General features: G+C 69.5%; 22 protein-coding genes. 11 read left to right on the forward strand and 11 right to left on the reverse strand.

The features are described from left to right. Positions 1-214: 214 nt before the first annotated feature. A complete protein-coding gene (gene lpxC, locus AC3WQM_RS13155; RefSeq protein ID WP_492679239.1) occupies positions 215-1,138 on the forward strand; it encodes a UDP-3-O-acyl-N-acetylglucosamine deacetylase in 924 nt (307 codons plus the stop codon). Between the two features lie 25 nt (positions 1,139-1,163). Then, positions 1,164-1,340: a hypothetical protein gene (locus AC3WQM_RS13160; RefSeq protein WP_167481173.1), complete on the forward strand. Its 177-nt coding sequence runs from the start codon at positions 1,164-1,166 to the stop codon at positions 1,338-1,340. Positions 1,341-1,350: 10 nt separating this feature from the next. Here the strand turns inward: AC3WQM_RS13160 and AC3WQM_RS13165 are convergent, their stop codons facing one another. After that, positions 1,351-2,298, reverse strand: coding sequence for a LysR family transcriptional regulator (locus tag AC3WQM_RS13165; protein WP_492679241.1), 948 nt, complete (start codon positions 2,296-2,298; stop codon positions 1,351-1,353). Positions 2,299-2,421: 123 nt separating this feature from the next. On the opposite strand from AC3WQM_RS13165, the gene AC3WQM_RS13170 reads away from it, so the two are divergent. Continuing rightward, positions 2,422-3,744 (forward strand): alpha-methylserine aldolase, encoded by a 1,323-nt coding sequence (locus AC3WQM_RS13170; RefSeq protein ID WP_492679243.1) that lies wholly within the window; start codon positions 2,422-2,424, stop codon positions 3,742-3,744. 7 nt (positions 3,745-3,751) lie between these two features. On the opposite strand, the gene ruvC is transcribed toward AC3WQM_RS13170, so the two are convergent. Further along, entirely contained in the window at positions 3,752-4,300 is a 549-nt protein-coding gene (gene ruvC, locus AC3WQM_RS13175; RefSeq protein WP_062474210.1) for a crossover junction endodeoxyribonuclease RuvC, read from the reverse strand. A 148-nt stretch (positions 4,301-4,448) separates the two neighbouring features. Between ruvC and AC3WQM_RS13180 the strand changes: the two genes are divergently transcribed. Beyond that, a complete protein-coding gene (locus AC3WQM_RS13180) occupies positions 4,449-6,533 on the forward strand; it encodes a tetratricopeptide repeat protein (protein WP_492679245.1) in 2,085 nt (694 codons plus the stop codon). Positions 6,534-6,552: 19 nt separating this feature from the next. Here the strand turns inward: AC3WQM_RS13180 and AC3WQM_RS13185 are convergent, their stop codons facing one another. Beyond that, positions 6,553-7,542, reverse strand: a complete 990-nt coding sequence (locus AC3WQM_RS13185; RefSeq protein WP_492679247.1) for a phosphatidate cytidylyltransferase — start codon at positions 7,540-7,542, stop codon at positions 6,553-6,555. 4 nt (positions 7,543-7,546) lie between these two features. Further along, complete coding sequence (locus AC3WQM_RS13190) at positions 7,547-8,407, reverse strand: lysophospholipid acyltransferase family protein (protein ID WP_492679249.1); 861 nt, start codon at positions 8,405-8,407, stop codon at positions 7,547-7,549. A gap of 9 nt (positions 8,408-8,416) precedes the next feature. On the opposite strand from AC3WQM_RS13190, the gene AC3WQM_RS13195 reads away from it, so the two are divergent. Next, positions 8,417-8,854: a ribosomal maturation YjgA family protein gene (locus AC3WQM_RS13195; protein WP_062474284.1), complete on the forward strand. Its 438-nt coding sequence runs from the start codon at positions 8,417-8,419 to the stop codon at positions 8,852-8,854. Here the strand turns inward: AC3WQM_RS13195 and mtgA are convergent. Genes mtgA through AC3WQM_RS13220 form a run of 5 tightly spaced genes read right to left on the reverse strand, consistent with a single transcriptional unit; the run spans position 8,799 to position 14,048 of the window. Beyond that, positions 8,799-9,542 carry a monofunctional biosynthetic peptidoglycan transglycosylase gene (gene mtgA, locus AC3WQM_RS13200; protein WP_307583033.1) on the reverse strand — a complete coding sequence of 248 codons (744 nt, stop codon included), beginning with the start codon at positions 9,540-9,542 and terminating at the stop codon, positions 8,799-8,801. The two genes, AC3WQM_RS13195 and mtgA, sit on opposite strands and share 56 nt — an antisense overlap. Then, positions 9,539-10,396 (reverse strand): shikimate dehydrogenase, encoded by an 858-nt coding sequence (aroE, locus tag AC3WQM_RS13205; RefSeq protein ID WP_492679251.1) that lies wholly within the window; start codon positions 10,394-10,396, stop codon positions 9,539-9,541. The genes mtgA and aroE overlap by 4 nt, the downstream gene beginning before the upstream one ends. 35 nt (positions 10,397-10,431) lie before the next feature. Then, positions 10,432-11,283, reverse strand: coding sequence for an energy transducer TonB (locus AC3WQM_RS13210; protein ID WP_492679253.1), 852 nt, complete (start codon positions 11,281-11,283; stop codon positions 10,432-10,434). A 49-nt stretch (positions 11,284-11,332) separates the two neighbouring features. Continuing rightward, entirely contained in the window at positions 11,333-13,402 is a 2,070-nt protein-coding gene (locus tag AC3WQM_RS13215; RefSeq protein WP_492679255.1) for a ribonuclease catalytic domain-containing protein, read from the reverse strand. Positions 13,403-13,454: 52 nt separating this feature from the next. Then, on the reverse strand, positions 13,455-14,048 hold the full coding sequence (locus AC3WQM_RS13220) for a YqiA/YcfP family alpha/beta fold hydrolase (protein ID WP_492679257.1): 594 nt from the start codon (positions 14,046-14,048) through the stop codon (positions 13,455-13,457). A 280-nt stretch (positions 14,049-14,328) separates the two neighbouring features. Between AC3WQM_RS13220 and AC3WQM_RS13225 the strand changes: the two genes are divergently transcribed. The 6 genes from AC3WQM_RS13225 to AC3WQM_RS13250 all read left to right on the forward strand — a co-directional run bounded on the left by AC3WQM_RS13225 (position 14,329) and on the right by AC3WQM_RS13250 (position 21,588). Further along, positions 14,329-15,072 carry a response regulator gene (locus tag AC3WQM_RS13225; protein WP_492679259.1) on the forward strand — a complete coding sequence of 248 codons (744 nt, stop codon included), beginning with the start codon at positions 14,329-14,331 and terminating at the stop codon, positions 15,070-15,072. A 6-nt stretch (positions 15,073-15,078) separates the two neighbouring features. Further along, positions 15,079-16,914: a sensor histidine kinase gene (locus AC3WQM_RS13230; protein WP_492679261.1), complete on the forward strand. Its 1,836-nt coding sequence runs from the start codon at positions 15,079-15,081 to the stop codon at positions 16,912-16,914. Positions 16,915-16,949: 35 nt separating this feature from the next. Beyond that, positions 16,950-18,104 (forward strand): rod shape-determining protein RodA, encoded by a 1,155-nt coding sequence (rodA, locus tag AC3WQM_RS13235; protein ID WP_489059309.1) that lies wholly within the window; start codon positions 16,950-16,952, stop codon positions 18,102-18,104. Between the two features lie 48 nt (positions 18,105-18,152). Continuing rightward, the gene (gene tldD / locus AC3WQM_RS13240; protein ID WP_492679263.1) at positions 18,153-19,613 is read left to right on the forward strand and encodes a metalloprotease TldD; all 1,461 of its coding nucleotides are present in this window, start codon (positions 18,153-18,155) and stop codon (positions 19,611-19,613) included. Between the two features lie 82 nt (positions 19,614-19,695). Continuing rightward, positions 19,696-20,235 (forward strand): hypothetical protein, encoded by a 540-nt coding sequence (locus AC3WQM_RS13245; protein WP_139703017.1) that lies wholly within the window; start codon positions 19,696-19,698, stop codon positions 20,233-20,235. Positions 20,236-20,469: 234 nt separating this feature from the next. After that, positions 20,470-21,588, forward strand: a complete 1,119-nt coding sequence (locus AC3WQM_RS13250) for a 3-deoxy-7-phosphoheptulonate synthase (protein WP_307635877.1) — start codon at positions 20,470-20,472, stop codon at positions 21,586-21,588. A 12-nt stretch (positions 21,589-21,600) separates the two neighbouring features. Here AC3WQM_RS13250 and AC3WQM_RS13255 read toward each other — a convergent pair whose 3' ends face one another. Both AC3WQM_RS13255 and mpl read right to left on the reverse strand, forming a co-directional pair. After that, a complete protein-coding gene (locus AC3WQM_RS13255) occupies positions 21,601-22,110 on the reverse strand; it encodes a cupin domain-containing protein (protein ID WP_492679265.1) in 510 nt (169 codons plus the stop codon). Continuing rightward, positions 22,107-23,519, reverse strand: coding sequence for a UDP-N-acetylmuramate:L-alanyl-gamma-D-glutamyl-meso-diaminopimelate ligase (mpl, locus tag AC3WQM_RS13260; RefSeq protein ID WP_492679267.1), 1,413 nt, complete (start codon positions 23,517-23,519; stop codon positions 22,107-22,109). The genes AC3WQM_RS13255 and mpl overlap by 4 nt, the downstream gene beginning before the upstream one ends. Between the last annotated feature and the right edge of the window lie 18 nt (positions 23,520-23,537).

Raw genomic sequence — 23,537 nt, forward strand, 5'->3', positions numbered from 1 at the left:
AACGCAGAGGGCACGAGGGTTCGCAAGGGGACGGGGAAGACCTGAAAGGGACTGACCCCCGGCTCTAGGCGCTGCGTCCACCTCGTGCCCCTTGCGTCCATCGCCGGGGGCTCCCCGGCTTCTTTGCTCTTTCTTGTCTGACCGGTCCATGTCTATCGCGGCCATAGCGAAGGGAATAGGGCGTCACGGTCGCCGCCCGCCTAAAATCTCGGGCGTGCTGCAACAACGAACCCTCAAGTCGATCAGCCGCGCCGTGGGCGTGGGGCTTCACAGCGGCCAGCGCGTGGAGCTGACCCTGCGACCGGCCCCGGCCGACACGGGCATCGTGTTCCGCCGCGTCGACCTGCCCGAGCCGGTCGAGATCCGCATGACCGCCGAATCGGTCACCGACACGCGCCTGGCGTCCACCGTCTCCACGGGCGGCGCCAAGGTGCAGACCGTCGAACACATCATGTCCGCCTGCGCGGGTCTGGGCATCGACAACCTCTACATCGACATCACGGCCGACGAAGTGCCGATCCTCGACGGGTCGGCCTCGTCCTTCGTGTTCCTGCTGCAAAGCGCGGGCATCGAGCTGCAGAAGGCGCCGCGCCGCTTCATCCGCGTGCTGCGCAAGGTCGAGGTGCGCGAAGGCGAGGGCGCCAACGAGAAGTGGGCGAGCCTGGAGCCGTACCACGGCTTCAAGCTGAGCTTCGAGATCGACTTCGACCACCGCGTCGTCAACTCCACCGGCCAGCGCGTGGAGTTCGACCTGGGCACCGACTCGTACAGCCGCGACATCGCACGCGCACGCACCTTCGGCTTCACGAAGGACGTCGAATACATGCGCACCAGGGGCCTCGCGCTCGGCGGTGGCCTCGATAACGCCGTGGTCATGGACGACACCAAGGTGCTCAATGCCGGCGGCCTGCGCTACGACGACGAGTTCGTGAAGCACAAGATCCTCGACGCCATGGGCGACCTGTACATCATCGGCAAGCCGCTGCTGGCCGCGTACACCGCGTTCCGCTCGGGCCATGCGCTCAACAACAAGCTGCTGCGCGAGCTGCTGTCGCACAGCGATGCCTACGAGGTCGTGACCTTCGACGACGAGAAGCGCGCGCCGAGCGGCTTCAGCGAAGTGGCGCGGGCCTGGTAAGCCCGGCGCAGGCCTTTTCTTTCCGATGCTTCTCTTTCGCTGGGCCATCCTGCTGCTTCTGCTGGTGGCGGGCGTGTCCTTCGCGTTCTATGCGGGCACGGGGCAGGTCAAGTACCGCCGCTTCGGTTGGATCGTGTTCAAGTGGACGGTGCTGGCGGCATTCGGCTTCTTCGCCGTGCTGATTGCTGAACGGGTCGCATAGCGCGAGCCGTTCAATCGACCAGGGCCTGCAGCGCCTGAACCTGCTGCGTGAGCAGCGGCCCCTTGCGGTGCGCGGGCACCAGCAGCATCAACGTGTCCCCCAGCGCCTTCGGCCGCCCCCAGGGCGCGTGCAGCCGGCCTTTCTCGAGCAACGGCGCCACCAGCCGCTCGCGCCCCATCAGCACGCCTTCGCCATCGAGCGCGGCCTGCAGCGCGAGGCTGTAGAGCGAGAAATCCGGCCCGGCGGCCAGCGCATCGGCCTCGGCCGCCGTGGTGCCGGGGCGCACGGCATGCAGCCAGCGCGACCAGTCGTCGCGCCACACCGTGTCGTGCAGGCCGCCGCAGCGCGCGAGCACGTCGAGGAGGTCGTCGAGCGGGCGCGGGCGTGTGCTCTCCAGCGATGCGCGCACGCGCGGGCTGCACACGGGCACGAGGCGGTCGCGTGCGAGCGCGATGCCCGTAGCGCCGACGGCAGCTTCGGCACCGCGCGCATAGAACAGCCCGAGGTCGAAAGGCTCGCGCCGGAAGTTCGGCGGCTGCTCCAGCGCCGTCACCGACACCTGCACGCCGGGCAGCGCGGCCTTCAGCCGCGAGAGCCGCGGCGACAGCCACAGCTGTGCCATGGCCGGCAGGGCCGCCACCTGCAGCGTGCTGCGGCGCGCGGCGGTCTGCGTTTCCTGGCGCAGCGCCTGCACCGCGAGGCCGAGCTGGTCGACCGCCGCACTGAGCGCAGGCAGCGCGCGCCGGCCATGCGCACTGAGCCGGATGCCCTGGCTGTGCCGCTCGAACAGCGCACCACCGGCCCAGGTCTCAAGTGCCTTGATCTGCTGCGCGACGGCGGCGGGCGTCACGAACAGTTCCTCGGCCGCGCGCGCGAAGCTGCCGTGGCGCGCCGCGGCCTCGAAGGCGCGCACGGCCGTGTGCGGCGGCAGGCGAGGGCGGGGTGGGGCGAGGGACATGGTCGGAATGACGTGGAGGCCAAGTTTTTCTAGGGCTCGGGCCCAGTTTATCCGTGTTGCCGGCGCAGGCGCAGGGCGCGACCATGCGGTCATTCCCTTCCACCACTCCCAGCGAGACACCACATGCCCGCAGCCCTTCACCGCCGTTCCTGGGTTCCCGCCGCCAGCGAGGACCACGTGCTCGCCATTGCCGCCGACGCCGCCGCGCGCGACGCGGCGGGCGTGGCCGCCGAGATCGAACGCCTCGTGACCGACAGCCACCGCATCCACGACGTCGACGGGCTGAACCTCAACCCGGCCACCAACGTGATGAACCCCGCCGCCGAGGCGCTGCTGTCGCGCGGGCTGGGTTCGCGCCCGTCGCTGGGCTACCCGGGCGACAAGTACGAGATGGGGCTGGAAGGCATCGAGCGCATCGAGGTGGTCGCCGCCGAGCTGGCGGCCGAGGTGTTCGGCGCGCGCTTCGCCGAGGTGCGCGTGAGCTCGGGCGCGCTGTCGAACCTCTACGTGTTCATGGCGACCTGCCAGCCCGGCGACACGATCATCGCGCCGCCGCCCGCCATCGGCGGCCATGTGACGCACCACGCGGCGGGCGCGGCCGGGCTCTACGGCCTGAAGACCGTGCCGGCGCCGGTCGATGCCGACGGCTACTCGGTCGACGTGGTGGCGCTGGCCAAGCTGGCGCGCGAGGTGAAGCCCAAGCTCATCACCATCGGCGGCAGCCTGAACCTGTTCCCGCACCCGGTGCCCGCGATCCGCGAGGTGGCCGACAGGGTGGGCGCCAAGGTGCTGTTCGATGCCGCGCACCTGTCGGGCATGGTGGCCGGCAAGGCCTGGCCGCAGCCGCTCGAAGACGGCGCGCACGCGATCACGATGAGCACCTACAAGAGCCTCGGCGGCCCGGCCGGCGGGCTGATCGTGTCGAACGACGCGGCGCTGATGGCGCGCATCGACGCCATCGCCTACCCCGGCCTCACGGCCAACTCGGACGCGGGCCGCACCGCGGCGCTGGCGCGCGGTCTGCTCGACTGGAAGGTGCACGGCGTGGCTTATGCGGCGGCGATGCGCGACACCGCGCAGGCGCTGGCGCGTTCGCTCGATGCGCAAGGCCTGCCGGTGTTCGCCAAGGCGCGCGGCTTCACGCAGTCGCACCAGTTCGCGCTCGAGGCCGCGCGCTGGGGCGGCGGGCAACGCGCCGCGAAGCAGTTGGCCCAGGGCGGCCTGCTGGCCTGCGGCATCGGCCTGCCGATCGCGCCGGTCGACGGCGACATCAACGGCCTGCGCCTGGGCGTGCCCGAGATCGTGCGGCTGGGCTTCACGCCCGAGGACATGCCGCAGCTGGCCGGCTGGATCGCGCGGGCACTGGCTGGCGATGCGATGTCGGTGGCCGCCGAGGTGCGCGAACGTCGCCGGCGCCTGGGCGACCTGCGCTACATCGTGCGCTGAAGCGTCCTCAGCGCGAACGCCCTTGCCGGTAGGTGCCGGCGTGGGTCTTCGACAGCTCGGCCGCTTCCGCGAGCCGTGCCATCGATCGGCCGACCTGCGCGTGCGTGATGGCGATGCCCAGCGCGTCCGCCGCGTCGGCGCCCGGCAGGCCGGGCAGGTCGAGCAGGCGCTTCACCATCTCCTGCACCTGCGCCTTCGCGGCCTGGCCATGGCCGGCCACGGCCTTCTTCATCTGCAGCGCCGTGTACTCGGCCACCGAGAGGTTGTGGCTCACCAGCGCCGTCACGCAGGCGCCGCGCGCCTGGCCCAGCAGCAGCGTCGACTGCGGGTTGACGTTGACGAAGATGATTTCGACCGCCGACGCCTCGGGCTGGTAGCGCGCCGTGATCTCGCCGATGCCGTCGAACAGCACCTTCAGGCGCGCCGGCAGGTTGCCGCTGCCCAGGTGCCGGGTGCTGATGGTGCCGCTGGCCACGTAGCGCAGCGCATGGCCGTCCGCATCGACCACGCCGAAGCCGGTGGTCTGCAAACCGGGGTCGATGCCGAGGATCCGCATGAAAAGGAAGCGTAAAGGCCTAAGCCTGGGTGAGGAAGGTTGAAGAAGGTGCGAATTCGCGCGCGATGCGTGGGGGATCGCGGGCAGAATCCGCCGTTCTTGCATTCCGCCCCGCTCCGCGCGGGGCGCGCCACACAAGGAAGCGAAGGTGAATGTAGTCGAGTCCTCCGCGCAGCAGCAACCGAAGCCATCGAACGACGCCCCGGTCTTGCCCGCGCACCTGCAGCAATCTCCCGCCGAACGTGCCGCCGCGAGCTTTCGCCAGGCGGAGTTGTTGAGTGACCTCGGCCGCCGTCGCGAGGCGATCGCCGCCTGCAGCCGGCTGATCGCCGAGTTCGGCGCGCTGCCCGACGCCGCCGTGGTCGTGCCCTGCTGCCAGGCGCTGCGGCTGCTCGCGCATGTGCTGCGCCAGCTGCACCGCCCGGCCGACGCACTGGCCACGCTCGACCGCCTCGTCGCTGCGCACGGCCAGCGCAGCGAGCCCGAGATCCGCGCGCACATCGCCCACGCGCTCTACCAGCGCACCTGGCTCATCGACGATGCGGCGGCGCGCTGCGAGGCCTGCGACTTCATGAGCGAGCAGCTCGACGCGCAGGCCGACGCCGCGCTCGATGCATGGCGGCTCGACGCGCGCCTGCTCAAGGCCGAGATCGAACACCACCGCGGCCTGCCGCAGGACGCATTGGCCACGCTCGAAGCGGCCATCGAACGTTTCGAGGGCGGCGTTGATGCCAGCGTGGTCCTGCGCGTGGCGCGGGCCCGGCTGGCCGCGGTGCTCAACCTGCGCGAGCTGGCGCAGCACACGCAGGCGCAGGTGCTGTGCCTGCAGGTGGCCGACCCGATCGAAACCGGCCTGGCCGATGCCGCGCCCGAGCTGCGGCTGGAGGGCGTGCGCGCGCTGGCCTTGTTCTTCGACGGCCTCGGGCTCGACGAGGTCGCGCGCCGCGCCGAGCTGGTCGGCTGGCTGCTCGACCGCTACGGCCACGACGCCTCCGCGCAGGTGCGCCGCCTCGCGGCCGTGCGCGCCCACGAGTGGGCCGTGGGGCTGCGCGACCAGGGCGACGGCGAGGCCGCGCTGGCCGCCTGCGAGCGCCTGCTCGGTGCTTTCGCGCACGACGCCGACGCCGTGGTGCAGCGCACCGTGGCCACCACCTTGCTGCACAAGGGCTTTGTGCTGCTCGACCTGCTGGGCCGGCCCGAGGCGGCGCTTGCGGTGTACGAGCCGCTCGTGGCGGCCTCGCGCGACGCCGCCACGCCGGAACTGCGCGAGCTGCGCGTGAAGGCGACGGCCGGGCGCGAGGCCTGCCTGAAGCGGCTGCGCAAGACCGGCGGTCTCGAGGCTGGCGAGCTGCCGGCCGAGCTCTTCGATGCGGCATGCGACACCGTCCGCGAAGGCCGCAAGCTCGGTGACGCGGGCGCATCGCGCGAGGCCATCGCGCTGTTCGACGAGGTGCTCGCGGCGCACGCCGCCTCGCCGCACCCGCTGATGCGCCGCCAGTGCGCGCGCGCCTTGTCGCACAAGACCTTCTGCCTGCTGGCACTGGAGCACTTCACTGAGGTCGTCGAGGCCGCCGACGCGATGGACGCGCGCTACGGCGCCGACGCCTCCACCGAAATGCAGTCGCAGGTGGCGCTGTGCCTGCAATACAAGAGCACCGCGCTCGACCGCCTCGCGCGGCCCGCGGACGAGATGCGCGTGCACGACGAGATCGTTGCGCGCTGGGGCAATTCCGAGCTGCCCGATCTGCGTGCGCGCGTGGCCGGCGCGCTGTTCCGCAAGGGTGCCGTGCTGCGCCGCGCGGGCCGTTTCGCCGAGGCTGTGGCCAGTTACGACGAGGTGATCGCGCGCACGGCGATGGCGCGGGACAGCGCCCTGCAGCTGTGGGCCGCCAAGTCGCTGATCAACAAGGCCAAGGCCTTCGACAAGATGGACGACCTGCCGGGCCAGGCCAAGGCCTACCGCCTGCTCATCGCGCGCTTCGGCGAGTCGGGCGATGCGGCCTTGCGCGAGCGTGTGGCCAACGCCTGTGAATGGCTGGCCGAGGCCGAAGGGCGGCAGGGCCGGGTGGCGGCGCAGCGCGAGGCGCTGGAACTGGCACTCGGGCGTTTCGGCACCGCACTCTCGGCCGAGCAGCGCACGCGGCTCAAGCGCGAGCTTCAGGCGCTGAAGACGAAGGCCTTGGGGCGGCGCGCGAAGCAGGCCTTCGACCGGGTGGTGCGGCGCAAGGTCTGACCTTGCACCGCCGCGTGCTTCAGACGTTGAAGTACCAGCGGATCGAGTGGAAGAAGATCGGCGCCGCGAAGCACAGCGCATCGACGCGGTCGAGCAGGCCGTTGGCGCCCGTCACGCCCACGCCCTTCTGGCCCCAGTTCGGAATGCCGCGGTCGCGCTTGAGCGCCTTCATCACGAGGTGGCCCATCGAGCCCGCGACGCAGGCAATGATCGACACCGCGAGCGCCTGCCCGAACTTGAACGGCGTGATGAAGGAGAACAGCGCACCCACCAGGCTGGCCACCACGATGCCGATGCCCCAGCTGGTCCAGTTGAAGCTGCGGCTCACGTTCGGTGCGAACGGCGTGCGCTGCATGCGGCGCGAGATCAGGTGCTGCACCAGCACCGAGGTCTGCACCACGAACACCAGGAAGAACACGAGGAACGCGCTCTTGCCTTCGTAGCCCGGGAAGGTCAGCAGCAGCAGCGCGGGCACGTGGCTCATGCCGTAGACGCAGACCATGATGCCCCACTGCAGCTTGGCGTTGCGCTCGAGGAAATGGCTGGGGTCGTTGGCCAGCGCGCTCGCCACCGGAATGGCGAGGAACACGTAGACCGGGATGAACACCGTGAACAGGTCGAAGCGCGCGGTGGCCACCAGCCAGAACTGGATCGGCAGCACCACGAAGAACGCGAGGATCAGGCTGCGGTGGTCGCCGCGCCGCGTCGGCGAGAGCGTGATGAACTCGCGCAGCGCGAAGAACGCGATCAGCGCGAACAGCACCGTGGCCACCGTTTCGCCCAGCGCCCAGCCGATCCAGAACACGATCACCATGAACCAGGTGGTGCCCAGCAGCGCGCGGAAATGCGCCAGCTCGGCCTGCCACGACTCGTCGTGCACCGGGTTGCGCCGCTCCTTGAAGCTCAGGAAGAAGACGGCGGTGCTCACGATGACGAGCAGGCCGAAGACGATCAGGAAAAGGGCTGCGACCTGCTGGGTCGGGCTGAGGCTGCGCAGGAACTGGTTCATACCTTCAGACGTCGCGCAATGCGATCACGGCGGCACGCGCACGGTCGAGGAAAGGCCGGCGCTCTTCGCCTGCTTCGACGCGGATCGGCGCGCCGAAGGTGACGGAGCACAGGATGGGCACGGGCACGATCTCGCCCTTGGGCATCACGCGCTGCACGTTGTCGATCCAGGCCGGCACGAGCACCACGTCGGGGAACATCGTGGCCAGCGCGTACAGGCCCGACTTGAATTTCTGCGGTTCGCCGGTGTGGCCGCGCGTGCCTTCGGGGAAGATGATGATCGAGTCGCCGCTGCGCAGCGCATCGATGAGCGGGGCGAGTGGGTCGGCGGCGGGGGGCTCGGGCGCGGCGGCCGGTGCTTCGGGTTCGATGACCGGCGGCGGTGCGACCGGTGGCGGGGGCGGCGGGGGCGCGGGAAGGTCGAGCTGTCCCTGAATCTCCTGTGGGCCCTCGGCGGCCGGTGCGTGAACCACCGTTTCGATCGGCAGCAGCGGCTCCATCGAAGGCTCGATCCGCTCGTCCGGGGCGATGGGCGCCGCGGGCGGCGGTGCTACCGGCGGCGGTGGCGCAACCGGCGCACCCCCCGTGGCCGCCCGCTCCACATACACCGCGTTGAACACCTCCGTCGTGATCCAGCGCTTGACCGGCGTGTTGGCCCAGTAGTCGCGCGCCGCGATGGGCCGCGTGATGCTGCGCAGCTCTTCGGGCAGTGCGGCCCAGATCATCACGAGGTCCGCGTGGCTCTGGTGATTCGCGAAGTAGATGCGCTGCTCGGCCTTCGGTGGACAGCCGTACCAGCGCGCCTGCGCACCGGTGAGCAATCGGACGATTCCCAGCAGCAACCAACCTGTGAGCTTTGCCAGCATATGGAGGCGATGATACGGGCCATGCGATGGCGATTCGATCTTCTTTCCCTGGCGTGGGCTGTGGCCCTTTTTGTACTGCTCGTGCTGCTGGCCACCGTCGGCGCGCGCTGGGGCTGGGTGCGAAGCTTCTTCGGCGACGTGCTGGCCGTGGCGTGGGTGTACGTGGTGTTCAAGACCTTCGTCGCCGCGCGCGTGCTGCCGCTCGCGCTGGCGGCCTTCGGCGTGGGCCTGCTGGTGGAACTCGGGCAGTTCCTTGCGTCGACGTGGCACCTGCACATTCCGAACCGCGCGCTGCGCATCGTGCTCGGCGCCACCGCCGACTGGTGGGACGTGCTGGCCTACGCGATCGGCTTCGTCGCCGTGCTGGCGGTGGAAGGCGCGGTGCGCAAGTTCAGGGCAGGTCGACCGCCGGCATCCGCGCCACGATCGTCGATGCCCGTCCGTTGATGTACGAGGAGTTGGGCCGGCGCTCGAAGAACTTCGGGCTCGGCAGCATCACGGCCAGGCGCGCTGCTTCGTATGAAGTCAAGCGTGCGGCCGGTTTCCTGAAGTAGTACTGCGCCGCAGCCTCGGCGCCGAACACGCCTTCGCCCCATTCGACGTTGTTCAGGTAGATCTCGAGGATGCGCCGCTTGTCGAGCAGCACCTCGAGCAGCGTGGCGAGCACCAGCTCCTGGCCCTTGCGCAGCATGGTGCGCTCGCCCGACAGCAGCAGGTTCTTCGCGAGCTGCTGCGTGATGGTGGAGCCGCCGCGCAGCGGGGCCGGCTGCACCGGCTTGCCGCGTGCCGCCGCGCGCGCCATGCGCTTGGCGGCCAGCTGTTCGGCGCGGGCGTTGCGCTGGCGCGCGCGCTCGATGGCTTCCCACTCCACGCCGTTGTGGTCGACGAAGCCGGCGTCTTCGCTCGCGATCACGGCGCGCTTGAGGGTGTCGTTGATCTGCGTGTACGGCACCCAGTCCTGGCGCCATCCGCCGTCGCGGCCCTGCGAGAGGGCGACGCGCCAGGCCTCGGAGCGCTGGAAGGCCGTGCTCTGCGGATCGATCACCGCCATGGCCGCGATGCGCACCACGAAGAACAGTTCGAGCGCCAGGCCCGCCACCACGAGGCAGGCGATCAGGCGCAGCAGGCCCTTCATGCGCCGGCGGCGAGCGAGGCGCGCAGCTCGGCCAGCACCTGGGCCGACGGCGGGCGCACGCCGCGCCAGAATTCGAAGGCTTCGGCGGCCTGTTCCACCAGCATGCCGAGGCCGTCGCGCGCGACCGCGCCGTGCGCCTCGGCCCAGGCCATGAAGCCTGCGGCGGCGGGGCCGTACATCATGTCGACGGCCAGCGCGCCGGGGCGCAGCACCTGCGCGCGCACGGGCACCGCCTCGCCCGCGAGGCTGGAGGCGGTGGCGTTGACCACCACGTCGAAGGCTCCGGGCACGTCGTCGAGCGCCCAGGCCTCGAGCGTGGCACCGTGGCGCAGCGCGAGCGCGGCATGGCGCTGCACCAGCGCGATGGCCTTGTCGAGCGTGCGGTTGGCCACCACGATGCGCGCGGCGCCCGCGTCGAGCAGCGGCCCGAGCACGCCCGCCGCCGCGCCGCCGGCGCCGATCAGCAGCAGCGACCGGTCCGCCAGCGGCACGCCGGCGTTGCGCACGATGTCGTTGACCAGGCCGATGCCGTCGGTGTTGTCGGCATGGATGCTGCCGTCGGCCTCGAAACGCAGCGTGTTCACCGCCTGCGCCAGCGTGGCGCGTTCGCTGGTGTGTTGCGCGAGCGCGGCGGCGTCGAACTTGAAGGGCACGGTGACGTTGCAGCCGCGCGCGGTGTCGCCTTGCGCGGCGGCCTCGCTGCGGAAGGCGGCAATGCCTTCGGCGAAGGCGCCGATCGGCACCAGGCGCCGGCCGTAGGCCATGGGCTGGCCGCAGAGTTCGGCAAAGCGCGCGTGGATGCGGGGCGAGCGGCTGTGCTCGACGGGGTTGCCCATGACGCAGTACTGATCCATGGCCGATGCTCCGTGTTCTGCTAGGGGTGCTGTTGCTATTGGGACGACAGCTCGATGGTCTCGTCGCGCGTGAACTTGAAGCGCGACTGCAGCACGATCTGGTCGGTCTGCTTGCGCATGGCGTCGGTGAAGGTGCCGAAGTTGCCGACGCTGCGCACGATGGCCTGGGCCCGGCGGTCGAGCGTGGTGTTGCCCGAGCTTTCGTCGACCACGGTGTCGAGCACGCGCCCGTCGTGGTTGATGGTGACGGTCATCTTGAGTTCGCCGTAGAGCTTCTTGCCGGCGGCGGTCGGGAAGTTCTCGGTGCCCTTGACCTCGATGCGCCGGCGCAGCGTGTCGACATACAGCGCGTAGGCGGCCTCGCGCGTGGCGGGGCTCAGGTAGCGCTTCTTGGGGCGCGCGTTTTCCTCGTTCACGCGGCGCTCGATCTCGGCGAGCAGCGCGACCATCTGGCGGCGCTTTTCCTCGCGCGCGGCGGCCTCGGTCGGGTCGCCCGCCTGGCGCGGATCGGGCACGGGCATGGCGGCCAGCTCGCGCTTGAGCTGCGCCAGCATCTGCATCTGCTGGGCCTGCATGGCCTCGACCTGGCGGCGCGACTCTTCGAACGAGTCGCCCATGGTGGTGAAGCTCGACGGCGGCAGCGGGCTGGTGGCGCGGCCCTTGTCGAGGTCGCCGCCGCCCGCGAGCGTGGTCTGCGCCATCACGCGGGCTGCGGGGTCGGGCTTGTCGTTGGTCTTGCTGTTGACCAGGATCACCTCGAGCGGGGTTTCGCTGAAGACCCGGTTGAACGATTCGGGATCGACGAAGCGCACCGCGAGCAACGCGGCATGCGCGATGACCGACACGCCCAGAGCGATCTGCAGCGTGCTGAGGTCCTTGAGATTCATTCTCGAAACTCCTCCAGGGGTCGCGTGTCTCCGGTCGTTCGACCGGGGGTCATGCAGGCGTGGTCGTCGTCGGGTCGGGTGCGGCTTCGGTGTCGCTCAGGTCGACCGCGATGGCGATCGGGCCGGCGACTTCTTCTTCGTCGTCCTCGCCGCCGTCAGCGGCTGCGGCATCGGCCTGCGGCACATCGAAGCGTTCGAGCACGGTGCCGCTCACGTCGAGTGCGATCTCGTCGATCTCGCCGAGCTTCACGCGCACGCGCGCGCCGCGCTCCTGCTGGCCGGCCACCGGGAACACCAGTGGCAGCGTGTCGGCACGCACCAGCGCGCCGTTGGGAATGTCCTTGATGACCGTGGCTTCGAGTTCGGTGATGCCCTGCTGCTGCAGGTACTTCAGCGTCCAGAAGCGCTCCATGCCGCCCTGGTAGGCGTTGTACGTGGCGTAGGCCGCATCGAAGCCCGAGAGGATGGAGAACAGGTCGGCGTCCTTCGGCTTGAAGGGCGCGGCCAGCGCGGCGGTCTTGCCGTGGCGCGCGGCCGCGATGATCTGCCACTGGTTCACGAGGTCGGTGTAGCGGCGCAGCGGCGAGGTGCTCCAGGCGTAGCTCTTCACGCCCAGGCCCGCGTGCGGCAGCGCGCGCGTGCCCATGCGCACCTTGATGCCGGGTGCCAGGCTGGCCTGGCTGCGGTACAGGCCCGGCACGCCGAGTTCGCCCAGCCAGCCGCCCCAGCTGCTGTTGGCCAGGATCATGGCCTCGGACACGATCAGGTCGAGCGGCGCGCCGCGCTGGCGCGTGCTGATCTGCACCTGCTCGTTGCCCGTGGGCTCCGCGCCGTCGTTGCCGACGAGGCGGAAGTTGTAGTCGGGCCGGCTGAAGTTCTCGGGCTTGCCGCGCACCACTTCGCGCTGCGCCTTCAGGTGCTTGGCCAGGCGGAACAGGAAGGACAGCGGCGCGCGCAGCTGCGCGGCGGCGTCGGGGGTGTTGTCCGAATGGAAGGTGGCGTCTTCGAGCCAGGGCTGCGTGACGACGGTGTCGAGCTGGTCGTGGCGCAGGTTGGCGACGATCGGCACGCGTTCGAGCTTGGTTTCGGTGCCCTGCAGCTCGAGCGTGGCTTCGTCGAAGCGCGCATAGAGCGACACGGCCGGGCGGTCGCCGCCTTCGAGCAGCGTGTAGGTGTCGACCACCTCGTCGGGCAGCATGGTGATCTTGTAGCCCGGCATGTACACGGTGGACATGCGCGCACGCGCCACGGCGTCGATGGCGCTGCCCGGCGTCAGCGCCAGGCCCGGCGCGGCGATGTGGATGCCGACCGTGATGGTGCCGCTGCCCATGCCCTGCACGGACAGCGCGTCGTCGATTTCGGTGGTCTGCGAGTCGTCGATCGAGAAGGCCCGCACGCCTTCGGCCAGCGGCAGGTCGTCGGCGACGGCCGGCGCCGCGAGCGCCGGAAAACCGGTGCCCTTGGGGAAGTTCTCGAACAGGAAGCGCCGCCAGTGGAACTGGTAGGGCGAATCGATGGCGCCGGCGCGCTCCAGCAGGTCGAGCGGCGGGCGCTGCGTGGCGCGCGCGGCGTCGACCACGGCCTTGTATTCGGGGGCGTTCTTGTCGGGCTTGAACAGGATCTTGTAGAGCTGTTCGCGGATCGCCGGCGGGCACACGCCCTCGGCCAGCTGCCCCGCCCATTCGACGATCTGCGCCTGGATGGCCTTCTTCTTCTCGATGGCGGCCAGCGCCTGCTGCACGATCTCGGCCGGCGCCTTCTTGAAGCGTCCCTTGCCCGCGCGGCGGAAGTAGTGCGGCGCCTCGAACAGCGCGAACAGCGCGGCGGCCTGCTGCGCCAGCGTGGGCTTCTCGCTGAAATAGTCGGCCGCCAGGTCGGCAAAGCCGAACTCGCCGTCGGCTGCGAATTCCCAGGCGAGGTCGAGGTCCATGGCGGCGGCGAGCGTGCGCGCCTCGGCGATCAGCTCGGCCGGGGACGGTTTCTCGAAACGCAGAACGATGTTGGCGCCCTTGACCTTGACGCGCTTGCCGGTCTCGAGCTCGACCTGTGCCGAGGCTTCGGCTTCCGACAGGATGCGGCCGCCGAGGTATTTGCCGGCTTCTTCAAACAATACAAACATCCGGCGATTCTCCCACGCGGGATCGGGCGCGCTTCCGGGCCCGGGGCGAACGCTAGACAGGGTTGATGAAGGCCATCACGTCGTCGAGGTGCGCTTTTTCGAAATCGGACAGCGCATGGTCGCCGCCCTCGAGCAGCTTGATGCGGCTGTCGGGGTAGCGCGCCGACATCTCGTGCCAGTCGAGCGCCTCGTCGCCCTTGGCGATGATCGCGAACAGGCGCTCCGGCCGCGTGAGCGCGCCGATTTCCATGGCGCGCAATTCCTGGATGAACTCCGGCTGGAAATAGAAGTGCTCGGCCGGGTCGTGCCAGGCGGTCTGGCTGCCGATGTAGCGCGTGAGGTCGCGCGCCGGGTGCACCGCGGGGTTGAGCAGCACGGCGCGGCAGCGGGTCATGCCCGCGACGTAGGTGGCGTAGAAACCGCCGAGCGACGAACCGATCACCGCCATCGACTTGCGCGGCCAGTCCGCGATGCCCTTCATCACCATGTCGATGGCATCGTGCGGCGACGGCGGCAGTTGCGGGCACCACCACTCCAGGTTCGGGTGCTCGCGCGCCACGTGCTTCGCCACCAGCCGCGCCTTGGTGGAGCGGGGCGACGAACGGAAGCCGTGCAGGTACAACAGATGGGTGGTTTGCGGGTCCATGGGAGGAGGTGACTGGCGGCGCGCAGATCGCGCCCCGTGGCCGGATTCGGACAATTTTGCATGAGGTCCGCAGCGCCAAAGGCGCGGTGACCCCACAAATCCCTGCGAAACAGGCGACAAGCACGTGTCTGGAATTCGAAAGTACTCACGGTGCGCCCCGCGGGGCGCCTGCAGTGCAGCGAAGGGGGAGAAGAATGAGACAAGTTTCGTGACGCATCTGGCAGGGGGCATCCCATGAACGCGGGAGGCCGGGCCGGCATGGCCGCAGGTGCCGAGGCTTATGCTCCATCCCATGAATACCGAGGCTCAGGATGACGGGATGCCACGCCGCTGGGGCGTGCTCGTGGTCGAGGACGACAGCCGCGCACGCGCCTTCTTCGAGGCCAGCGTGCAGCGCAGCCCGCGCCTGTTCTGGCTCGGCAGTGCGGGCACGGTGCAGGAAGCGCGCACCTGGCTGGCCGCGACCGCGACCATCCCCGATGTGCTGCTGGTCGACCTGGGCATGCCCGACGGCACCGGGCTCGACGTGATCCGCGATGCTGTCGCCCGCTTTCCCGGCTGCGAGCCGCTGGTGGTGTCGGTCTTCGGCGACGAGGAGAACGTGCTTGCCAGCATCGAGGCCGGCGCCGTGGGCTACATCCACAAGGACGCCGCACCGGAAGACATCGCACAGACCATCGTCGAGATGAAGGCCGGCGCCTCGCCGATCTCGCCCATGATCGCGCGCCGCGTGCTCGCCAAGTACCGCAGCCTGCAGGCGGCCGTGCCGGGAACCACTGGCGCGGCGCCGGCGGAGACGGCGCTCGACGAGGCCGACCGCGGCCTGCTCTCGGCGCGCGAGCACGAGGTGCTGACGCTGATCGCGCGCGGCTTCTCGTACGCCGAGATCGCGCGCCTCAAGGGCCTGAGCGTGCACACGGTGCAGACCCACATCAAGAACCTCTACGGCAAGCTCGCGGTGCATTCCAAGAGCGAAGCGGTGTTCGAGGCCACGCGCCTCGGCCTGCTGTCCCATCCGGGCTGAGGGCGGATGCTGCGGCGGCTGGCGTTCCTGTGCCTGCTGGGACTGGCGGTGCTGTTCGCTGCGGGGAGTGCCGCAGCGGCCGGGGCGCAAGGCCCGATCGAGCTGCGTCACGCCATGGTGACCACCACCATCGACGGTGTCGTGCAGACCGAAGCGGTCGACCTGTCCTACCACTGGGACCGCCGGCACCACGGCCGCACCGGCTTTGCGAGCTTCGAGCTGCCGTTCCGGGTCGAGACCCTGCCCGAGGTGCCCTGGGGCATCTTCATTCCCCGCGCCGGCAGCGTCTTCGAGGTGCAGCTCAACGGCACGCTGCTGCAGGCCTACGGCGACCTGGGTCAGGGCAACCGCGCCGACTACGCCAAGGCCCCCGTCTACGTGCCGGTGCCCGGGCGGTTGCTGAAAGAGGGCGAGAACCTGCTGCAGATCCGCATCCGGGCCGACAGCGAACGGCGCGCCGGCCTGTCGCGCGTCACCATCGGGCCGGCGACGCCGGTGCGCACCGCGCTGTTCGAGCGCGCCTACGCCTGGCGCTTCACGGGATCGGTGTTGCTGACGGCGTTCAGCCTCATCGTCGGCAGCATCGCGCTGGCGCTGTGGTTCACGCAGGTCGACACCGGTGCGACCGGCCGTCGCCAGCGCGACGCTCTCTATTTCTGGGCCGCGCTCGCCGAGTTCTGCTGGGCCGTGCGGGTGGCCGACGCCATGATTCCCGAGCCGCCGTTGCCGTGGCAGCTGTGGGGCGTGCTGATGGCCGGCTGCTACGCGGGCTGGGCCGCCTCCGCCATGATGTTCTGCTACCACCTCGCCGACTGGGCGCAGAACCCGCGCATGCGCTGGATGCGCTGGCCGATGGCGGCCGTGGTGGCCGGCACCGTGGTGTTCACCTGGCTGGCGCTGCACCGCGAGGAGCCGCGCTGGCTCACGGCCTGGCTGGCGGTCGAGATCACCATCGTCGTCGGCTTCGTGATCGCCTTTGCCGTGGCCACGGTGCGCCGGCCCAGCGTCGAGCGGCTGCTGGTGGCCGGCGCCGCGCTGGTCACGGTGGCCTTCGGCACGCGCGACTGGCTGGTGATCCGTCTGAGCGACGCCTACGGCGAAACCACCTGGGTGCGCTATTCCTCGGTGATGTTCGGCGTGGCGCTGCTGCTCATCGTGCTGCGGCGCTTTCACTTTGCCAGCGTGCAGGCGCGCGGCTGGGTCAAGACGCTGGCCGACCGGGTGGCGCAGCGCGAACGCGAACTGGCCTCCACCTACGCCGAGCTGGAGGAGGTGGCCCGCGACCAGGCGCGCACCCATGAGCGCGAGCGCATCCTGCGCGACATGCACGACGGCGTGGGCTCGCACATCAGCTCGGCGATCCGGCAGCTGCAGTCGGGCCAGACCAGCCCGGAGGAACTGCTGCGCACCCTGCGCGACTCGCTCGACCAGCTCAAGCTGTCGATCGACTCCATCCACCTGCCGCCCGGCGACATCGGCGCGCTGCTGGCGGCGCTGCGCTACCGGCTGGAGCCCCGGCTGGCCGCCGCCGACATCGCCTTCGAATGGGGCGTGGACGAACTGCCCACGGTCACGCAGCTCGACGCCCACGCCACGCGGCAGCTGCAGTTCCTGCTGTTCGAGGCCATCTCGAACGTGCTGCAGCATGCCCACGCCAGCGCGCTGCGCATCGAGGCCGACGCGCGCGCCGGCGCCGTGCACCTGCGGGTGATCGACAACGGCGTGGGCTTCGACGCCGCCGAGGTGCCGAAGGCGCTGTCGAAGCGCGCCGCCGCCATCGGGGCCCGGCTGGCGCTCGAAAGCCGACCGGGGCGCACGGTCGTTCAGCTCGGTTTCGACTGAAGGGGCGGGCGGGGCGGGGATAATCCGCCCCCATCATGTCTGCCGTGTTCAATCAGCCCTCCCTGGCGCGTCGCATTGCGCCCATCTTCCAGGGCTTCGACGGCTTCCTGGCCTTTGCCGTGATGCTGCTCGCCTTTGCCGGGCTGCTCACCATGTATTCCTCCGGCTACGACCATGGCACGCGCTTTCTCGACCATGGCCGCAACATGCTGCTGGCCGGCGGCATCATGTTCGTGGTGGCGCAGGTGCCGCCGCAACGCCTCATGGCCTTCGCCGTGCCGCTGTATGCGGCGGGGGTGGCGCTGCTGATCGCGGTGGCGCTGTTCGGCATCACCAAGAAGGGCGCCCAGCGCTGGATCAACGTGGGCGTGGTGATCCAGCCCAGTGAAATCCTCAAGATCGCGATGCCGCTGATGCTGGCCTGGTGGTTCCAGCGCCGCGAAGGCCAGCTGCGCCCGCTCGACTTCGTGGTGGCGACGCTGCTGCTGGCGGTGCCGGTCGGGCTCATCATGAAACAGCCCGACCTGGGCACCTCGCTGCTGGTGCTGGCGGCCGGGCTGGCGGTGATCTTCTTTGCCGGGCTGCCGTGGAAGCTGATCGTGCCGCCGGTGGTGCTCGGCGCGGTGGCGATCACGCTCATCGTGGGTTTCGAGTCGCAGCTGTGCGTCGACGGCGTCGACTGGCGCGTGCTGCACGACTACCAGAAGCAGCGCGTGTGCACGCTGCTCGACCCCAGCAAGGACCCGCTGGGCAAGGGCTTCCACATCATCCAGGGGATGATCGCCATCGGTTCGGGCGGTGTGGGCGGCAAGGGCTTCATGCAGGGCACGCAGACGCACCTCGAATTCATTCCCGAGCGCACCACCGACTTCATCTTCGCGGCGTACTCCGAGGAATTCGGCCTGATCGGCAACCTGACGCTGATCGCGGCCTTCATCCTGCTGATCTTCCGCGGGCTGACCATCGCGCTGAACGCGCCCACGCTGTTCTCGCGCCTGCTGGCCGGGGCGGTGACCATGATCTTTTTCACCTACGCCTTCGTGAACATGGGCATGGTCAGCGGCATCCTGCCGGTGGTGGGCGTGCCGCTGCCGTTCATCAGCTACGGCGGCACCGCCATGGTCACGCTGGGGCTGGGGCTGGGCATCCTGATGTCGATCGCGCGGGCCCGCAAGCTCGCCCAGAACTAGAGTCCCCCGGGGCGGCACGGACGGGGGCGGCTGCCTAGAATGGCAGCCATGATCTCCCGCGAACCCACCATCGAGCGCCTCGCCACGGCGCAACAGCTCCTGCTCACGCCGTTCGGCCTGGACGAATCGCACCTGAGCAAGGCCCTGGCCGAGATCACCGCGCACCGCGTGGACGATGCCGACCTGTACTTCCAGTACACCCGCAACGAAGGCTGGAGCCTCGAGGAAGGCATCGTCAAGACCGGCAGCTTCAGCATCGACCAGGGCGTCGGCGTGCGTGCCGTGAGCGGCGAGAAAACCGCCTTTGCCTATTCGGACGACATCTCCGAAGCCTCGTTGCTCGACGCAGCGCGCACGGTGCGCTCCATTTCCTCCGCCGGTCGCACGGCACGCGTGAAGACGCCTGCCCGCAAGATCGCCGCGAGCCGCTCGCTTTACAACGGCGTCGATCCCATTTCCACGCTCGACAGCACCGCCAAGGTGAAGCTGCTCGAAAGGGTCGAAAAGCTCGCCCGTTCGCGCGATCCGCGCGTGGCGCAGGTCATGGCGGGCCTGGCCAGCGAGTACGACGTGATCCTGGTGGCGCGCGCCGACGGCACGCTGGCGGCCGACGTGCGCCCGCTGGTGCGCCTGTCGGTCACCGTGATCGCCGAGCAGAACGGCCGACGCGAGGTCGGCTCGGGCGGCGGCGGCGGGCGCTTCGGCCTGGCCTACTTCACCGACGAACAGATCGCCGAGTACGTCGACCACGCCGTGAAGGCCGCGCTGACCAACCTCGATGCCCGCCCGGCCCCGGCCGGTGAGATGACGGTGGTGCTCGGCTCGGGCTGGCCCGGCATCCTGCTGCACGAAGCCATCGGCCACGGTCTGGAGGGCGACTTCAACCGCAAGGGCTCGAGCGCGTTCTCGGGCCGCATCGGCCAGCGTGTGGCGGCCAAGGGCGTCACGGTGCTCGACGACGGCACCATCGCCGACCGCCGCGGCTCGCTCAACGTGGACGACGAAGGCCACGCCAGCCAGCGCAACGTGCTGATCGAGGACGGCATCCTCAAGGGCTACATCCAGGACTCGATGAATGCCCGCCTCATGAAGGTCAAGCCCACCGGCAACGGCCGCCGCGAGAGCTACGCCCACGTGCCGATGCCGCGCATGACCAACACCTACATGCTCGGCGGCGACAAGGACCCGCAGGAAATCGTGGCCAGCATCAAGAAGGGCCTGTACGCCACCAACTTCGGCGGCGGGCAGGTCGACATCACGAGCGGCAAGTTCGTGTTCTCGGCCAGCGAGGCCTTCTGGGTCGAGAACGGCAAGATCCAGTACCCGGTGAAGGGCGCGACCATCGTGGGCAACGGCCCCGACGCGCTCACCCGCGTGACCATGATCGGCAATGACATGGCGCTCGATTCGGGCGTCGGCACCTGCGGCAAGGAAGGCCAGAGCGTGCCCGTGGGCGTCGGCCAACCGACCCTTCGCATCGACGGCCTGACGGTAGGTGGAACGGCTTAGGACTTTCGGCACTTGCCGGCCGTTTCATTCGGTTGCTAAGCTGCGCTCCTTTTTTGCGAACGACGAAGCAAGGAGCATTTCAATGGGGAACAGGATCAATTCGCCCGCCGTGCTGTGGGCCGTGACCGCCGTGGTCGCGCTGGCCACCGCCGGTTGCGCATCGCGCGGCGGTTCGGGCAGCCAGCCCGCCGCCGCACCGGCACCCGCCCCGGCCGCTGCCGCGCCCGCGGCGCCCAGCGGCTCGAAGGCCGGTTTGGACGCACGCGGCAACGTGGTCGATTCCTCCAAGGTCGAGGCCGGCAGCGGCCGCACGGTCAAGGGCCTGAACGGTTTCGAGGGCGAGATCACCGGCAACCCGGCGCGCAACAGCAAATTCACGCGCCTGCAGATCGGCATGAGCACCAAGCAGGTCACCGACCTCGCCGGCCAGCCCACCGACCAGGGTGCCTACATCACGGGCAAGGCCTGGATTCCGTTCTACTTCGGCAGCGACCGCCATCGCTTCGAGATGACCTATAAGGGCCAGGGCCGCCTGATTTTCGCGGGCGGCGGCATGGGCGATTTCAGCAGCGGCAACCTGATCTGGATCATTCACAACGCCAACGAATCCGGCTACAGGTAAAAACAACACCGACCCGGCCGCCTGGCCGGGTTTTCGTTTTCCGTGCTACATTCCGCCCACATGTCCGCCCTCCGCGCTTACTTTTTTGCCTACTTTTGGTTCCCGGTTTCCGGCGGACGAGAGGCGAGCGCGTAAAGCAAACGAACACCCTCCCAGAACCGCCGGTGGCTTCCAGCCCCCGGCGGTTTTTTTATGCCCTGACGATTTTTCATTCACACCAACAAGGAAGAAATGATGAGCACGAACACCCCTCCCACCGGCGACAGCTGGTATGCGAGCGTCGAAAAAACCAGCAAGACCGACGACGAACGCATCAAGGACATCAACGTGCTCCCCCCTCCCGAACATCTGATCCGCTTCTTCCCGATCCGCGGCACGCCGATCGAAACGCTGATCACCGGCACCCGCCGCGGCATCCACAACATCATGGCCGGCAAGGACGACCGGCTGCTGGTGATCATGGGCCCGTGTTCGATCCACGACCCGGCCGCGGCCCTCGAGTACGCCCGCCGCCTCAAGGCCGAGCGCGACAAGTACGCTGGCACGCTGGAGATCGTGATGCGCGTGTACTTCGAGAAGCCGCGCACCACGGTCGGCTGGAAGGGGCTCATCAACGACCCGTACCTGGACGAGAGCTACCGCATCGACGAAGGCCTGCGCATCGCACGCCAGCTGCTGATCGACATCAACCGCCTGGGCCTGCCGGCGGGCAGCGAGTTCCTCGACGTGATCTCGCCGCAGTACATCGGCGACCTGATCGCCTGGGGCGCCATCGGCGCGCGCACCACCGAAAGCCAGGTGCACCGCGAACTGGCCTCGGGCCTGTCGGCGCCCATCGGCTTCAAGAACGGCACCGACGGCAACATCCGCATCGCCACCGATGCGATCCAGGCGGCGGCTCGCGGCCACCACTTCCTGTCGGTGCACAAGAACGGCCAGGTCGCGATCGTGCAGACCAACGGCAACCGCGACTGCCACGTGATCCTGCGCGGCGGCAAGACGCCGAACTACGACGCCGCCAGCGTCGAAGCGGCCTGCAAGGACCTCGAGGCCGCCAAGCTGCCGCCCACGCTCATGGTCGACTGCAGCCACGCCAACAGCTCCAAGCAGCACCAGAAGCAGATCGACGTGGCCAAGGACATCGCCGGCCAGATCGCTGGCGGTTCGAAGCGCGTGTTCGGCGTGATGATCGAAAGCCACCTGCAGGCGGGCGCCCAGAAGTTCACGCCGGGCAAGGACCAGCTGTCGGGCCTCGAGTACGGCAAGAGCATCACCGACGCCTGCATCGGTTGGGACGATTCGGTGCAGGTGCTCGAGACCTTGTCTCAGGCCGTCAAGCAGCGCCGGGGCTGAAGGCGTAGCTAGTTAGAGCATGCTGGCCAGGTCGGGCCAATGGTGCCGCATCGACGCCGCCTCGTCGCTGCCCTGCGGCACCAGCGAGAAATCGCTGAAGTCGAAGCCCGGCCCGACCATGCAGGCGACCAGCGTGTAGTCGCCGCTCGCGTGGCCCTGGATCGGGCGCGCGGCCTGCCATTGGCCGGCGGGCACCACGTGCTGTGGCCGGGTGCCGTGCACATCGACCGGGCCCAGCTTCACGTGGGCCGGCGCGGTCCGCATCGCGGCGTCGCAGGTCCACAGCGCCAGCGGCACGCCTTCCAGGTGCACCCAGACTTCGTCGGACAGCACCCGGTGCCAGCGCGAATGCTGGTGGGCTTCGAGCAGGAAATAGATGCTGGTCAGCGCGCAGCGCGGCGCGCGACCGTCGGCCGGCGTCACGCTCGCGGCCGACCGGAACACCTCGCTGTACCAGCCGCCCTCGGGGTGGGGCTGGAGCTTCAGGGTGTCGATCAGCTCACGCGCGCGCATGCCGTTCATGATCCGTGGGCGGCGCGCAGGGCGTCCAGCAGTTTCTCGTGCACCCCGCCGAAGCCGCCGTTGCTCATGCAGACGATGTGATCGCCGGGCCGCGCCGCGGCCACGACCTGCTGCACCAGCGGCTCGATGGCGCCGGCGACCTCGGCGCGTGCGCCCATCGGCGCCAGCGCGGCGGCCGCATCCCAGTCGAGGCCGGCCGTGTGGCAAAACGACAGGTCGGCCGATGCCAGGCTCCACGGCAGTTGCGCGGCCATCACGCCCAGCTTCATCGTGTTGCTGCGTGGCTCGAAGGCCGCGAGGATGCGCTCACTTTGCTTGCCTGCGTCGTCGAGCTTCTTGCGCAGGCCGTCGAGCGTGGTGCGGATCGCGGTGGGGTGGTGCGCGAAGTCGTCGTAGACGGTGATCGCACCGCCGTTGCCCTCGACCGTGCCGCGCAGCTCCATGCGGCGACGCACGTTGCGAAAGCGCCCGAGCGCACGGGCCGCGTCGGCTGGCGGCACGCCCACGTGATCGGCCGCCGCGATGGCGGCCAGCGCGTTCATCTGGTTGTGCAGGCCCGAGAGTTCCCACTCGACCCGGCCGACCACCTCCCCGCGATGCAGCACGTCGAAGGCGTCGTGCGTGCCGCGCGCCTGCCATTCCGTGGCCGGACCGCCGTCGCCGAAACGGGCGAGTTCGCTCCAGCAGCCCTGGGCCAGCACGCGCTGCAGGCTCTCTTCGGTGGCGTTCACCACCAGGCGCCCGGTGCCGGGCACGGTGCGCACGAGGTGATGGAACTGGCGCTCGATGGCGGCCAGATCGTCAAAGATGTCGGCGTGATCGAACTCCAGGTTGTTCAGCACCGCGGTGCGCGGCCGGTAGTGAACGAACTTGCTGCGCTTGTCGAAGAAGGCGGTGTCGTACTCATCGGCCTCGATCACGAAGGCCGGGCCGTCGCCCAACCGGGCCGACACGCCGAAGTCCAGCGGCACGCCGCCGACCAGGAAACCGGGCGCCTTGCCGCCCTGTTCGAGCACCCAGGCCAGCATCGAGGTGGTGGTCGTCTTGCCGTGCGTGCCGGCCACGGCCAGCACATGGCGGCCCTGCAGCACGTGCTCGGCCAGCCACTGCGGGCCGCTGGTGTAGGGCTTGCCGGCGTCCAGGATGGCTTCCATCAGCGGGAACTTGGGGCTGCCGTCGGGCAGCCGGACCCGCGACACCACGTTGCCGACCACGAACATGTCAGGTGACAGGTCCAGCTGGTCGGCGCCGAAGCCTTCGATCAGGTCGATGCCGAGCGCGCGCAGCTGGTCGCTCATCGGGGGGTACACGCCGGCGTCGCAGCCCGTGACCCGGTGGCCTGCTTCGCGTGCGAGGGCGGCCACGCCACCCATGAACGTGCCGCAGATACCCAGAATATGAATGTGCATCGGCCAATTCTAGGGAGG

The organism is Variovorax sp. FW301-JW7 (assembly GCF_058788795.1).